This window comes from Paraburkholderia sp. BL17N1 (genome assembly GCF_003634175.1).
In the GTDB taxonomy this organism is placed as follows: domain Bacteria; phylum Pseudomonadota; class Gammaproteobacteria; order Burkholderiales; family Burkholderiaceae; genus Paraburkholderia.
Genome location: NZ_RBIW01000002.1, coordinates 1,328,244 through 1,341,458, shown reverse-complemented (window position 1 = coordinate 1,341,458; position 13,215 = coordinate 1,328,244). Strand labels below are relative to the sequence as shown.

11 protein-coding genes are annotated in these 13,215 nt (G+C 62.8%); 7 read left to right on the top strand and 4 right to left on the bottom strand.

The features are described 5' to 3' along the window. Positions 1-274: 274 nt before the first annotated feature. The 4 genes from B0G82_RS25960 (at position 275) to B0G82_RS40645 (ending at position 4,583) form a co-directional block, all read left to right on the top strand. Positions 275-874: a cytochrome b gene (locus tag B0G82_RS25960; protein WP_116122825.1), complete on the top strand. Its 600-nt coding sequence runs from the start codon at positions 275-277 to the stop codon at positions 872-874. A 49-nt stretch (positions 875-923) separates the two neighbouring features. Continuing rightward, on the top strand, positions 924-2,375 hold the full coding sequence (locus B0G82_RS25955; RefSeq protein ID WP_121309509.1) for a glycosyltransferase family 2 protein: 1,452 nt from the start codon (positions 924-926) through the stop codon (positions 2,373-2,375). A 185-nt stretch (positions 2,376-2,560) separates the two neighbouring features. Then, a complete protein-coding gene (locus B0G82_RS25950; protein ID WP_116146531.1) occupies positions 2,561-3,781 on the top strand; it encodes an aromatic ring-hydroxylating dioxygenase subunit alpha in 1,221 nt (406 codons plus the stop codon). Between the two features lie 385 nt (positions 3,782-4,166). Next, on the top strand, positions 4,167-4,583 hold the full coding sequence (locus B0G82_RS40645) for a rubredoxin (protein WP_116146529.1): 417 nt from the start codon (positions 4,167-4,169) through the stop codon (positions 4,581-4,583). A 48-nt stretch (positions 4,584-4,631) separates the two neighbouring features. Here the strand turns inward: B0G82_RS40645 and B0G82_RS25935 are convergent, their stop codons facing one another. Then, positions 4,632-5,486, bottom strand: a complete 855-nt coding sequence (locus B0G82_RS25935) for an oxidoreductase (RefSeq protein WP_121309508.1) — start codon at positions 5,484-5,486, stop codon at positions 4,632-4,634. A gap of 176 nt (positions 5,487-5,662) precedes the next feature. Next, positions 5,663-6,592 carry a LysR family transcriptional regulator gene (locus tag B0G82_RS25930; protein ID WP_121309507.1) on the bottom strand — a complete coding sequence of 310 codons (930 nt, stop codon included), beginning with the start codon at positions 6,590-6,592 and terminating at the stop codon, positions 5,663-5,665. Positions 6,593-6,707: 115 nt separating this feature from the next. Between B0G82_RS25930 and lysA the strand changes: the two genes are divergently transcribed. After that, a complete protein-coding gene (gene lysA / locus B0G82_RS25925; RefSeq protein WP_121309506.1) occupies positions 6,708-7,952 on the top strand; it encodes a diaminopimelate decarboxylase in 1,245 nt (414 codons plus the stop codon). A 13-nt stretch (positions 7,953-7,965) separates the two neighbouring features. Here lysA and B0G82_RS25920 read toward each other — a convergent pair whose 3' ends face one another. Further along, positions 7,966-8,886, bottom strand: a complete 921-nt coding sequence (locus B0G82_RS25920) for a LysR substrate-binding domain-containing protein (RefSeq protein WP_121309505.1) — start codon at positions 8,884-8,886, stop codon at positions 7,966-7,968. Positions 8,887-9,010: 124 nt separating this feature from the next. Between B0G82_RS25920 and B0G82_RS25915 the strand changes: the two genes are divergently transcribed. After that, positions 9,011-9,778: a transporter substrate-binding domain-containing protein gene (locus B0G82_RS25915; protein WP_121309504.1), complete on the top strand. Its 768-nt coding sequence runs from the start codon at positions 9,011-9,013 to the stop codon at positions 9,776-9,778. Positions 9,779-9,808: 30 nt separating this feature from the next. Further along, the gene (locus B0G82_RS25910) at positions 9,809-10,924 is read left to right on the top strand and encodes a succinylglutamate desuccinylase/aspartoacylase family protein (RefSeq protein ID WP_121309503.1); all 1,116 of its coding nucleotides are present in this window, start codon (positions 9,809-9,811) and stop codon (positions 10,922-10,924) included. 133 nt (positions 10,925-11,057) lie between these two features. Here the strand turns inward: B0G82_RS25910 and B0G82_RS25905 are convergent, their stop codons facing one another. After that, positions 11,058-13,211 (bottom strand): phospholipase C, phosphocholine-specific, encoded by a 2,154-nt coding sequence (locus B0G82_RS25905; RefSeq protein WP_121309502.1) that lies wholly within the window; start codon positions 13,209-13,211, stop codon positions 11,058-11,060. Between the last annotated feature and the right edge of the window lie 4 nt (positions 13,212-13,215).

Here is a 13,215-nt window from a genome sequence, read left to right as displayed (position 1 = left end):
GACTGGATGCGAATGCAACCAATGGCTCGCTCAGCGAATGCACCGCGCCGGCAGCGCCGATATCGCGGCGCGGCATGAGTCGCCGCCCGTTCAGGGTGCAACGTTCCCGCTCAACCCGCGCGCGCGAAATAATCTGAAACATAGTTTTAAGCACCCGGCGGAATAAAGCGTCACACTGGGGCGTTTGTCTATACTGCGGCGCATCTGGATGTGCTACTGCATTGCCGGATTTTCAAACAGCTTTCGCAGCCATGCCGCTGCGGACGGAATAAACATGAACACGCACGCCGACTCTTTGACCGATTCGACCGGCACGCCCGTGCCATCGCGCTATACCCGCACGGCCATGGTGCTGCACTGGCTCATCGCGCTGCTGATGATCGGCAACGTCGTGCTCGGCCTGAGCGCGGATTCGTTGCCGGACGACTGGGTGCGCCCGGTGGTCGACACCCATAAGTCGATCGGCATCACGGTGCTCGGTCTCGCGCTCATGCGCATTTTGTGGCGCGTGTCGCACAAACCGCCGCCGTTGCCGCGCGAGTTTCCGTCGTGGGAAAAGATCGCCGCGCATGTCGCGCATTTTCTGCTCTACCTGCTGATGATTGCACTGCCGCTGTCCGGCTGGCTGCACGATTCCGCGTGGAAAGACGCGGCGACCCACCCCATGCACTTGTTCAATCTGTTTCCATGGCCGCGTATCGGCTACGTGATGAACCTCGACCCGGCGCTAAAGGAGACCTTGCACGACCGCTTCGGCGCCTTGCATACGTGGCTTGGCTACGCGCTCTATGCGCTGCTGGCCATGCATATCGGCGGCGCGTTGAAGCATCAGTGGATCGATCGTAAGTCGGTTCTCAAGCGCATGGTGCCGTGAGCGCAGCCTTCACCTATCAACCGCAACATCGACAAACCCGGCAGTCATTTTGAAGAAAACCCTGGAACAGGCCCTCGCTCTTGCTTCGCCGCGCATCGTGCCGCGTCGCACGACGCCGTTGAGCACGCTGATTCATCTGAGTGTCGTCGTAGTGTGGGTGCTGCTGTTCGCACGCGCCTTCTTTCTGCAGGGCGCGCTGGCATGGTCGACGGGTATTGCCTACGTGGTGTACGACACCTTGCTGCTGGCGTTCGTCACGTGGAAAACACTGCCGTTGATGCGGCGTGCGCCGCCGCTCGAACCGGACTTCGAACGGCGCAGCTTGCCGAGCATGGGCGTGATCGTCGCGTCGCATAACGAAGCGACGGTGCTGCCGGTAACGCTCGCCGCGCTGCTGCGGCAAACGCATGGTCCGGCGCAAATCGTCATTGCCGACGACGGTTCCACCGACGCGACGCGCGAACTGCTCACCGAACGCTTCGGTCTCACCGCCGCAGCCGACGGCGTGCTGAGCGCGCCGAGCGCGCTGTATCCGAATCTGTTCTGGCTGCGCGTGCCGCACGGCGGCAAGGCTCGCGCGCTGAATGCCGCGATCGCCGTGATGACCACGGAAACCGTCATGACGGTAGACGCCGACACCCTGCTCGACGACGACGCCACCTACGCCATGCGCGCCGCTTTCGCGAGCGAGCCGAAGCTGGTTGCCGCGGCGGGCATTCTGGTGCCGGTGTGCGGCAAGTCGGTGTCGGGGCGCGTGTTCCAGTGGTTCCAGACTTACGAGTACATGCGCAACTTCACCGCCCGTTTCGCGTGGATGCGTGCGGACAGCCTGCTGCTGATCTCCGGCGCCTTCGCTTCGTTCAAGCGCGACGCGCTGGTCGACGTGGGCGGCTTCGATCCGCAGTGTCTGGTCGAAGACTACGAGCTGATTCACCGGCTGCGCCGCTATTCAGTCGACCATGACCTCGGCTGGGACGTGCGCGTGGTGGGCGAGGCGCATGCCCGCACCGACGCGCCGGACAACCTCGCCAGCTTTCTGCGTCAACGCCGCCGCTGGTTCGCGGGCTTCCTGCAGACGCAGTACTGGAACCGCGACATGACCGGCAATCCGCGCTACGGCACGCTCGGCATGCTGATGCTGCCGGTCAAGGCGATCGACACCATGCAGCCGATCTACGGCCTCACCGCGTTCGCGCTGCTGCTCGCCTTTGTGTTCGGCGGACATGGCGCGATTGTCGTATCGATCTTCAGCGTAATCGGTCTGAAAACGGCGATCGACCTCGCGTTCTATCTGTGGAGCATCCATCTGTACCGGCGCTGGACCGGCGAGCGCGCCGGCTCCAGTTTATGGATGGCGATGCTCGCGGCGGTCGCCGAGCCGTTCACGTTTCAGCTGGTGCGGCACGTGGGCGCGGCGCTCGGCTGGCTGCATTTCCTGCGCGGCGGCCGGTCATGGGGCGTGCAGCGCCGCTCGGGGCTGGTGGCGCACGACGAAAGCTGACGCGGCGCGTCGTCTCTTCGGGAAGGTGGGAAGCCAAGCGGCGCGCTTGCGTGGGCAGGCGTCGCCGCAGGCCGCTGCGCGGTCCTCGAACCCATACGGCGTCGGGTTCTAGTAGACTGGCGACGATGCCGCCCGCACTTTGCCGGGCGGCTACCTTCTATCCGCCCGTGCACGGAGAGCCACCTATGCATGCTGTTCCCCCGCTAGAACAAGACACCGTCGATGTAACCGTCGATGCGTCGCCTGCCCAGGCCGCATCGCAGAAACCGGCTCACGCGCCGGGCCAGGCCGCCAACGACGCACCGGTGCGCGATCTGCGCCGCGTCGGTATTCACCCGGACTACTGGTATCCGTTGGCGTGGTCGCACGAGGTGAAGCGGGGCAAGACGCATGGTGTGACGTTCGCGGGCGATCCGATCGTGCTGGCGCGCACGGAATCGGGCAAGGTGTTCGCGCTGGAGGACCGCTGCGCGCATCGTCAGGTGCCGTTGCATCAGGGCGTGGTGGATGGCGAATCGATCCGCTGCGGCTATCACGGCTGGACTTACGACTGCTCGGGCAAGTGCATCGACGTGCCGTACCTGGGCCGCGAGCGTCTGCCGAACGGCGTGCGCTCTTATCCGTGCCGCGAGATCGAAGGCCTGATTTTCGTTTTCCCCGGCGATGCCGCGCTGGCCGAACAACGGCCGCTGCCCGACCTCGCGTCGGTCTCGGACAAGAAGTACAAGACGCGCCGCTTCGGCCGTCCGGTGAATTGCCATTACTCGTTCATGCACGAGAACCTGATGGACATGAACCACCAGTTTCTGCATCGCAAGCAGATGGGGCAGATGCGGGCGCGCTCGCTCGGCCGGCGGCGCGGCGAGGGCTGGGTCGAAGTCGATTACACGTTCGCGCGCATGGCCGGCCAGCAGCCGATCGGCGAAGCGATCGTGTTCGGCCAGAGCCGTAAAACCGGCGGCGACAACGACAAAGACGTGATGACGATCCGCACCGAGTATCCGTATCAGACGCTGCAGATCCGCACGTCGGAGCAGACGCTGGTGATGAATCTGTGGATCATCTACGTGCCGCTCGATCGCGAGCAGCGCACCAACCGCACGTTCGGGCTGTTGTCGATTCGCAAACCGGGCATTCCCGGCGTGTTGAATCTCGCATGGCCGCTGCTGGTGTGGTTCACCGAGCGCATTTTCAAGGAAGACCGCGAGATCGTCGAAGCCGAACAGCGCGCCCACGATTCGCAAGGCGCGGACTGGAATCACGAGGTGTTCCCGGTCATCAACGATCTGCGCGCGTTGCTGCGCGAGAACGGCGCGCCGGATCAAGTGGTGGGCGCCGGCACGGGCGACACGGCCGTGATCCGCTTCTGGGATTCGCGCCGCGGCAGCCCATTGGCGAAGAGCTGAACTTTCCTCTCCGGGGGGAATTAATCCATCTCCGGACGGTAGGGAATTCAAGGCAATCGAGCAGCGATAATGGCAGCTAATGCACGGCGGTTTGCGCTATTCGACATGCGCGGGCCGCAGACCCGTGTACCATTTCGCTTTTTCCAATCTTCAAGAATAGCCCGTGACTACGCAACAAATCCCTACCGCACCCCGTAAATCCCTCACGCTGCTGCAATTGCTGGGCCTCATCGGCGCCGCCGGCCTGATCGCCGCGATCGTGCTGAACCAGCTCGTCTGATCTCCGCGAGAAGCCTCTGGCGCAACGCTGCGTCCCATGCCGGCACGCCCTCAGGGAGTTTCCTTGCGGGGCGCGTTGCCGGCTTCATCGATATTCCGATTTGCCATGTACAAGAAGGGCGTAGCCGTAGAAATCCAGTTTTCCTCTGAACGGCTCAACGACGGCGCGGGCGATCCCTACTGGATCGATCTGACGCACGCCGAAGCGCAGCGGCTGCTGGAGAGCCTGCAGGCGCGTCTCGCGCAGACCGGCGTCGGCACAGTCGCGCCGTTAGTGGTTAGCCTCGATGAAACGCCTGCGTTGCATGCGGCTGATGCGCAGAGCGCGGCCGTGAATCCCGGCGCGTCGGCGGATGACTTCAAGCAATGGGTCTGCGTGATCTGCGGCTGGGTCTACGACGAAGCCGCAGGTTTGCCGGAAGAAGGCATCGCCGCGGGCACACGCTGGGCGGACGTGCCGGCGGACTGGCGCTGCCCGCTTTGCGACGTGGGCAAGGAAGATTTCGCGCTGGTCGAGTTTTAAGCCCGACCAACGGACAACGCTCAACGGATTGCGTGAAACTCCTGCGGCCTAACCCGCTCCTTCCGGAAAGTCCGCGCCCACCGTGGTGGCTTCCCAGGCATCGAAATCGCCGCGCATGAAGTCCAGCTTCTTGCGCGCCAGTTCAAGCGCCGTCTTGCCGAGCAGCAAGCGCAGCGGCGGTGTGTCCGACAGTGCGGCGTCGATAATGGCCTGCGCCGCGCGCACTGGGTCGCCCGCCTGCTTGCCGCTGCGCGCTTCGGTCTGCTTGCGGCGCTCGCCGGCGGTGGCCGCGTAGTCGTCGATTACCGTGGCCGATTGTTTGATCGACGGGCCCGCCCAGTTCGTGCGGAACGGCCCCGGCTCGACGATCAGCACGTCGATGCCGAGCGGTTTCACTTCCGTCGCCAGCGATTCGGATAGACCCTCCACCGCGTATTTGGTGGCGTGGTAATAGCCGGTCGCCGCAAAACTCGCAATGCCGCCGATCGACGACACGTTGACGATCAAACCGCTACGCTGCTCGCGCATGATCGGCAAGACCGCCTTCGTGATATCGACGAGGCCGAACACGTTGGTTTCGAACATGGCGCGGACTTCGTCGTCTTCGCCTTCCTCGATCGCCGCCAGATAGCCATAACCCGCGTTGTTGACGAGCGCGTCGATGCGGCCGAAACGCTGCTTCGCTTGCGTCACCACGTCGTCGATCTGCTTGCGGTTCGTCACATCGAGTGGCAGAACCAGTGCGCGGTCGCCGTGGGCTTCGGCAATATCTTTCACTTTCGACGGATCGCGTGCGGTGACCACCGCGCGCCACCCGCGCTCAAGCACCAGCTTCGCCAATTCGCGGCCAAAGCCGGTGGAACATCCTGTGATCAGCCAGACGGGATTGTCTCGATTCATCATTTGGGAAACTCCTGTTGATGGTCTACGACATGTGAAATCTCATGCGACACGAAGGCGCTGTGCGCCGCTCGTGTTCGCAATCGGTGTGCTGCTGTGCTTAGCTTGAAGCGTGCCCGGACTTTTTCGGTGGTGGATGCGGCTGTTGTTCGCGCGCGTTGATTTGCGAACCGAAACCGTTATTGCTGCTTGCGTCCGGTGTGGACTTTCAATTGTAGCCGCAGCGCGGCGGCTTCGCTTTGCAGCGCTCCAACGAACTCCCTAGCCAGCGGGTGACCTGGACGGTGCTCGGGCTGAATCACACTCACGCGAAACGGCAACGACACGGCAAGCGGCCGGATATGCAGATGGCGTCCCGCGAAATCGAGGGCTGTCAGCGGATTGACAATCGCGAGGCCAAGCCCTTGCCGAACGAAGGTGCACACGGACACCGCGGTAGGCGTCTCGACGATCTGGCGGCGCGCGATTCCCGCTTGCGCGAAGGTCTCGTCGATCTGAATCCGGTATGGATCGTTCGACGACAGGCTGATGAACGGCTGATTGGCGAAATCCTTCAAGGCGATCACCCGCTTGCCGAGCAACGGATGCCCGTCGGGCAGCACGCACACTTCATCGACTTCGAGCAAGGGCGTCAGGCGCGTGCCGGCCGGCGGCGCGCCATGCTCGGTCAGGCCGAGGTCGTAACGCTGGGCGCTCAGCCATTCCTCGAGAAACGGCGACTCCTGCGCCGCGATCGACAGACTCGCGCCAGGTTGCGCGTCGTGAAAGCGCTTCGCCGCGCCCGGCAAGATCGAATGCGAAAACGCGGGCAACGCGATGACCGAAAGCTGGCCACCCTGGAATTCTCGCAAGCTCGCGGCGGTGGACGCCACGCGTTCGAGCCCGACATACGCACGCTTGATCTCGTCGAACAAGGCGAGCGCGGACAGCGTGGGACGCAGCCGGCCGTTTGTGCGTTCGAACAGCGCAAAGCCGATGCTCTGCTCCATGCGCGCCAGTTCGCGGCTCACCGTGGGCTGCGAGGTGAACAGCATTTCGGCCGCTTTGGTGACGCTGCCCGCAGTCATCAGCGCGCGGAAGACTTCGATATGCCGATGTGTGAGCGCCATGATTGCGTATATCGGAAGTGAATGGGTATGTGAAGAATTGGTATTTTACTGAATGGCGTGTTTTCAGCATCATCTCGCTCATACCAATGCTTCGACATGAAGAGAGACGCAAACCGTGACGCCATTCAATCCGCAACAACTCGTCGAACTCGCCCACGAGCACGGCACGCCGCTGTGGGTCTACGACGCTGACGCAATTCGCACGCGTATTGCCGAATTGCGCAGCTTCGATGTGATCCGCTATGCGCAGAAGGCGTGTTCGAATCTGCATATCCTCAAACTGATGCGCGAGGAAGGGGCCACGGTCGACGCGGTTTCGCTGGGCGAAATCCAACGCAGTCTCGCGGCGGGCTTCACGCCGGATGGCGATCCCGAAGGCGTCGTGTTTACCGCCGATCTGCTCGATCACGCGACGCTTGCCACCGTGATCGAGCACCGCATCACGGTCAACGCGGGCTCGCTCGATATGCTCGAACGGATAGGACGGCATGCGCCCGAAGGTCATCGCGTGTGGCTGCGGATCAATCCGGGTTTCGGTCATGGACATAGCAACAAGACCAACACGGGCGGCGAGCATAGCAAGCACGGCATCTGGCTCGACGATGTGCCGCAAGCGGTCGAGCTGGTCCGGCGTTATCGGCTGAAGCTGGTCGGGTTGCACATGCATATCGGTTCGGGCGTCGACTATGGACATCTGTCGCGTGTCTGCGAGGCGATGGTCGAAGCCGTGCGGGGGCTGGGCCACGATATCGAAGCGATCTCCGCGGGAGGTGGCTTGTCGGTGCCGTATCGCCAAGGCGAGCCCGTTATCGATGTCGCGCATTACTTCCGGCTCTGGGACGCGGCGCGTCGGCAGGTCGAAGCGCATGTCGGGCATCGCGTGAGGCTGGAAATCGAGCCGGGGCGCTTTCTGGTTGCACAATCGGGCGTGCTCATCGCGGAAGTTCACGCGTTGAATCGACGCCCCGCGCAGCAGTTTGCTTTGGTCGATGCCGGATTCAACGACCTCGTGCGGCCGTCTTTTTACGGCAGTCATCATGAGATGACGGTGTTGAAGCACGACGGCGCACCGAGCGAAGCGCCGGTCGATTCGTTCGCGGTGGCTGGGCCGCTCTGCGAAGCCGGCGATGTCTTCACGCAAGCCGAAGGCGGCGTCATTACGAACCGCTCGATACACACGCCCGAAGTGGGCGACTTCATCGTGTTTCACGATGCAGGCGCATATGGCGCGTCGATGTCCTCGAACTACAACAGCCGGCCGCTTGCGCCGGAGGTATTGCTGGAGCATGGCAAGCCGCGACTGATCCGCCGGCGTCAGACTATCGACGAATTGCTCGCGCTCGAACAAACGGCAGCCTGATTTCAGCGCCGCTTCAACGCGCCCGCACCGTGCGCGTATACGAAGCGATCATTGTCGCGAGTTCCTGCGCGGCGGGCGTGAGCGGAATGGCCGCGCGCTGCAGCAGGCAAACGTTCTGTTCGACCGCGCGCTCGCGCACCGGGATAGCAGTGAGCGTGCTTGCAAACGGCCCGCGCTTCACCACGATCGACGCTTCGAGCGACAGGCAATCTGTCGCGCTCACCAGGTGCAGCGTTTCGTACAGGCCTTCCACTGTCGCGACGATTTTCGGCGGCGGCAAGCCGTGGCTTTCGAACAGATGGTTTAGGCGACTGATTTGCGGATCGTCCGTGAGATTCGGCGAGCGCGTGGCGACCCACGTGCAATCGACCAGGTCGGCCAGCGAGGTCGCCCCGGCCTTCGGATGCCCTTGACGGCAGACGATCACCGGATCGGACGGATATAGCGGCATGACAGAGAGGTCCGCCGTATCCGTATGCTTCGACACCAAGGCAACCGCGAAATCCAGCGTGCCTTCACGAATCCACGAAATCATCATGCGCGAAGTGCCGGTACGCAGATGCACCGCGACCCGCTCGAAGCGCGTGCGAAATTCCATCAGCACCGGCGCGAACGCGTCGATCAACGGTTCGGTCGTCATGCCGAACGTGACCTCGCCGACGTAGTCGCCGCGCAGTTGCTGCACTTCCTGCTCCGCGCGTTCGCATTCGCCGATGATCGCGCCCGCGCGCTGCAACAACCGTTGGCCGAGGGCCGTCAGCGCAATGCCGCGGTTCGTGCGGGTGAACAGGGTCGCGCCGAGCATCGATTCGAGATTCTGCAACTGCTGCGTGATACCGCTTTGCGCGATGCCGAGCGCCCGCGACGCCGCGCGGATGCTGCCGTGCTCGGCCACGGCGGTGAACGCGCGGAGTTGGGAGATCGTCAACGCCATGAGGGAATCGCCAGTTCAGTGATCGGTAAAAGTGATCATGATAGTCCGAATGAGACTTCTTTGAGGCGCAGACGCGGCATAGGATAGCTCGGTCGTCATCCGCTCACCCTTACTCCGTGCTCCCATGAAAATTTCGCTGATGATCTTGAGCGCCGCGCTGGCGTTCAATAGTGGCGCGTTCGCCGTCGAGCCCACTACGCTGCGCCTCGGTATCGACCCGAGCTACCCGCCGATGGACGCCAAGGCGCCCGACGGCAGCTTCAAAGGTTTCGACGTCGATCTCGGCAACGAAATCTGCAAGCGCATCCAGGCGCGCTGCCAGTGGGTCGAACTCGAATTCTCGGGGATGATTCCGGCGCTGCAGGCGCGCAAGATCGACGCGATCCTTTCGTCGATGGCAATCACGGAAAAGCGCGAGCAGCAGATCCTGTTTTCGTCGAAACTCTTCCAGTTCAAATCGCGGCTGATCGCGCGGCAAGGGTCAGCGCTCGCGGGCGGCACGAGTGCACTGGCCGGCAAGCAGATCGGCGTGCAATCGGGCACGCAGTTCGAGGGCTATGCACTGAAGAACTGGGCGCCGCTCGGCGCGCATGTGGTGGCGTACAAGAGTCAGGACGAGGTGTTCGCCGACTTGCAGAACGGGCGCCTGGACGGCGCATTGCTCGGCTCGGTGGAAGCGGATATCGGTTTCCTGCGCACGCCGGCGGGGAAGGGTTTTGCGTTTGTCGGCGAACCGCTTTCGATGGGCGATCGCGGCGTGGGCATCGGCTTGCGCAAGGATGAGACCGCGGTGCAGGCCTCCATTAACGCGGCCATCGCTTCGATGCTCAAGGACGGCACGTACGCTCAGATCGCCAAGAAGTACTTCGACTTCGATCCGTACGGCAATTGATTTCCGACTTCTCTTTACAGACTCCCGCTCATGAACAGGCAATCGATTCCGCTTCTCTCGCCAGCTATCGGCACGCACCGCGAACTGGTGTCGTTTCACTTTGGCCCGGCGAATAGCGGGCAGAAGATTTATATCCAGTCGTCGCTGCATGCCGATGAAACCCCTGCGATGTTGACGACCGTTCTGCTCAAACGTCGCTTGCTCGAACTGGAAAAGCAGGGCGCGCTGAGCGCGGAAATCGTGCTGGTGCCGGTGGCGAATCCGGTCGGGCTCGGGCAATACGTGCTCGGCCAGTTTCTCGGCCGTTTCGATCTGGGTAGTGGGAAAAATTTCAACCGTCACTTCCCGCAGTTTTCGAAATTGGTCGCGCGTGCCAAGGAAACCTTGGGTTCAGATGCAACCGAAAACGTGCGGCTGGTGCGGCAATTGATTGCCGACGAACTGGCCGATCAGAAACCATTGACCGAGTTCGAATCGCTGCAATTGGCGTTGCTGAAGCTCTCGTTCGATGCGGATGTGATTATCGATCTGCATTGTTCGCTCGAAGCGGCCATGCATCTCTACACCAGCGAGGCGGCGTGGCCGGAGTTCGAACCGTTGTCGCGCTATCTCGGCGCGCAGGCGTCGTTGCTTGCCACCAACTCAGGCGGCGAATCGTTCGATGAAACGCACAGCCTGTTGTGGTGGACATTGCAGCAGGAACTGCCGGCCGACAAGCCGGTGCCCCACGGTGCGATTGCCGTAACGGTGGAATGCCGCGGACAGCGTGACGTGTCCTACGAAGTCGCTCAGGAAGATGCGGACGCGCTTGTCGATTATCTTGCGTGGCGCAAGGCGATCAAGCGCGATGCCAGGCCTTTGCCGGAGCTGCGTTCGCCGGCCACGCCGCTCGCCGGTAGCGAGCAGTTCTATGCGCCTGTCAGCGGGATTCTGATTCATCGCGCGAAGATCGGCGACACGATTCGCGTCGGCCAGGCGCTGTTCGATATCGTCGATCCGCTCACCGACGAAACGACGACGATTGTCAGTAAGACGGAAGGCGTGTTTTACATGCGGCGCGCGATTCGCTTCGTGACGGCCGGCGCGCCGCTCGGACGTGTGACGGGCGCGCGCCCTTTCAGGACCGGGGTTTTGCTGGGGGCTTGACGTTTTTTATGCAGGCCGGCGCGCGAACCCTATCCGCCGTTTCGTGCAGGACGTCTCGCGTGACCACATAGCGGTACTGGGCTTCGATCAAGCATGCCTGTGTTGACCGAAGCCCGCTCACCGTCGAGCGCCCTTAATTCACCACCAACACCGGCGCCACCGCCGCCGGATCGCTAATGCTCGGCCGCCCATTCTCGACGTGACCCGCAACACGGCGCGAGAAGCTTGCATCGTCATTACTTGTCACCGTCAAGTCGTACCAGTGATGGCTCGACGCCAGCACCCACGCTTCTTCGATATGCGCGCCGGCCGGCACCAGCACCGGACGCGGGCGCGCGCCGTACGCGTTGTCCGTCACGAGCAGACGCGCAATCCCGCTGCCCTTGTTGCTGAACTTCAGGAACACGTTGCCGTTCGCGGCGTCGTATTGCACCTTCACTTCCGGCTCGGACGGTTTGTTCTTGCCATGGCCGGCGGCGATCTGCGCGTTCTGTGCCGTCGCCTGCTGCGTGTTGCCGGCGAACTTGCGCACGAAACCGTTCGGCCCGAACACTTCGAAGCTATACACGCCGTTGGTCATCGTGAGATCGAAAGTCTCGTTGATCGACTTGCCTGCTTCGACGGTGTAGCGCCACGGACCATCCGTGCGATTCGTCGCGTACATGTAGAAATGCGCGCCCTGATCGCCGGTGTTGCCGATCGCGATCTCGAACGTGTTCTTCTTGTCGTTGGCCTGGCCATTCACGTGCAACTCATACGGCAACGCGCGCGCGAAACGAATGCCGCTTTCCTGCGGATCGATGGTGCCCGGCGTCGCGGGGACAGTCGGCTTCGGCTGCGTTGCGCACTGGTTATCGGCGATGCTCTTGTAGTTGCTCGTGTCCGGCAGCGGCGGCACTTTCGAGTCCGGCGTGCGGAAGTCGAAGGCCGTGGTCAGGTCGCCGCACACCGCGCGGCGCCACGCCGTGATGTTCGGCTCATACACGCCGAAGCGCGCTTCGATGAAGCGAATCACCGACGTATGGTCGAACACCTGTGAGCAGACGAAACCGCCCTTGCTCCACGGCGACACGATCGTCATCGGCACGCGCGGTCCGAGGCCGTACGGCAGGCCGTCGGCGGTGTAGGTGCCGCCGCGCAGCGGATTCACCACGTTGTGAATTTCGCCTTCGGTGCTGACCGTCGATTTCCCTTGCGCGCCGGTCGTCGCCGGTTGCGGCGGCACGAGGTGATCGAAGAAGCCGTCGTTCTCGTCGTACATGATGAACAGCACGGTCTTGCTCCACACCTCCGGATTCGACGTCAACGCATCCAGGATCTGCGAGGTGTACTCCGCGCCGTATGCGGGCGTATAGCTCGGGTGTTCCGAGTACGCGGCCGGCGGGCACAACCACGACACCTGCGGCAGCTTGTTGGCCAGCACGTCAGCCTTCAGGTCGTCGATGGTGCGCACGGTTTGCGCGCGCTCATACAACGGCGAGCCCGGCTGCGCATTGATGAAGTTCGTGAAGTTCTGCAGGATGTTGGTGCCGTAGTTGCCGTTCAACGGATCGGCGCCAGTCAGCCCCTGCTGGTACACCTGCCACGAAATGCCCGCGGATTGCAGACGCTCCGGATAGGTGGTCCACGAGAGCAACTGATAATTCGGCGGACCGTCGCCGTCGACGAAATCGTTGTTGTCGAGCAGCGGACCACCCAGCGTGCCGCTCGGATCGACCATGCCGGTCATCAGATACGAGCGGTTCGGGTGCGTCGGTCCCGGCAGCGAGCAGAAGTACGCGTCGCAGATGGTGAACGCATCGGCCAGCGCGTAGTGGAACGGAATGTCGCTGCGCAGGTGATAGCCCATCGTCATGTCGGTCTTGTTGGCGGGCCACTGGTCGTAGCGGCCGCCGTCGATCGCGGCATGAGTCTTGTACCAGGAGTGATCCAGATCGCCGACGCATTGCGCACTGGTGGTCGCCGTGTTCAGATGGAACGGCAGCACCGGCTGGGTCGGATCTTCCTTCGACGGTTGATACCACACCGGCTTGCCGTTCGGCAGCGGAATCGGGAAACGGTCGTTGTAGCCACGCACGCCGCGCATGTGGCCGAAGTAGTGGTCGAACGAGCGGTTCTCCTGCATGAACACGACGATGTGCTCGACATCGCGGATCGTGCCGGTGCGCGAAAACGCGGGAACGGCGAGCGCATTGCGAATCGACTCGGGCAGCGCGGTCAGCGCGGCAGCAGCGCCGGCGGATGAAGCCACGGTCTGCAGGAAACGGCGACGGCTATTTGATGTCATCGGA

Bases quoted from the DNA above. Each gene is read 5' to 3' on its own strand.
- B0G82_RS25935 (WP_121309508.1), bottom strand. From the start codon at position 5,486: ATGATGAATCGAGACAATCCCGTCTGGCTGATCACAGGATGTTCCACC.
- B0G82_RS25950 (WP_116146531.1), top strand. From the start codon at position 2,561: ATGCATGCTGTTCCCCCGCTAGAACAAGACACCGTCGATGTAACCGTC.
- B0G82_RS25910 (WP_121309503.1), top strand. From the start codon at position 9,809: ATGAACAGGCAATCGATTCCGCTTCTCTCGCCAGCTATCGGCACGCAC.
- B0G82_RS25905 (WP_121309502.1), bottom strand. From the start codon at position 13,211: ATGACATCAAATAGCCGTCGCCGTTTCCTGCAGACCGTGGCTTCATCC.
- B0G82_RS25915 (WP_121309504.1), top strand. From the start codon at position 9,011: ATGAAAATTTCGCTGATGATCTTGAGCGCCGCGCTGGCGTTCAATAGT.
- B0G82_RS25960 (WP_116122825.1), top strand. From the start codon at position 275: ATGAACACGCACGCCGACTCTTTGACCGATTCGACCGGCACGCCCGTG.
- B0G82_RS40645 (WP_116146529.1), top strand. From the start codon at position 4,167: ATGTACAAGAAGGGCGTAGCCGTAGAAATCCAGTTTTCCTCTGAACGG.
- B0G82_RS25920 (WP_121309505.1), bottom strand. From the start codon at position 8,886: ATGGCGTTGACGATCTCCCAACTCCGCGCGTTCACCGCCGTGGCCGAG.
- B0G82_RS25930 (WP_121309507.1), bottom strand. From the start codon at position 6,592: ATGGCGCTCACACATCGGCATATCGAAGTCTTCCGCGCGCTGATGACT.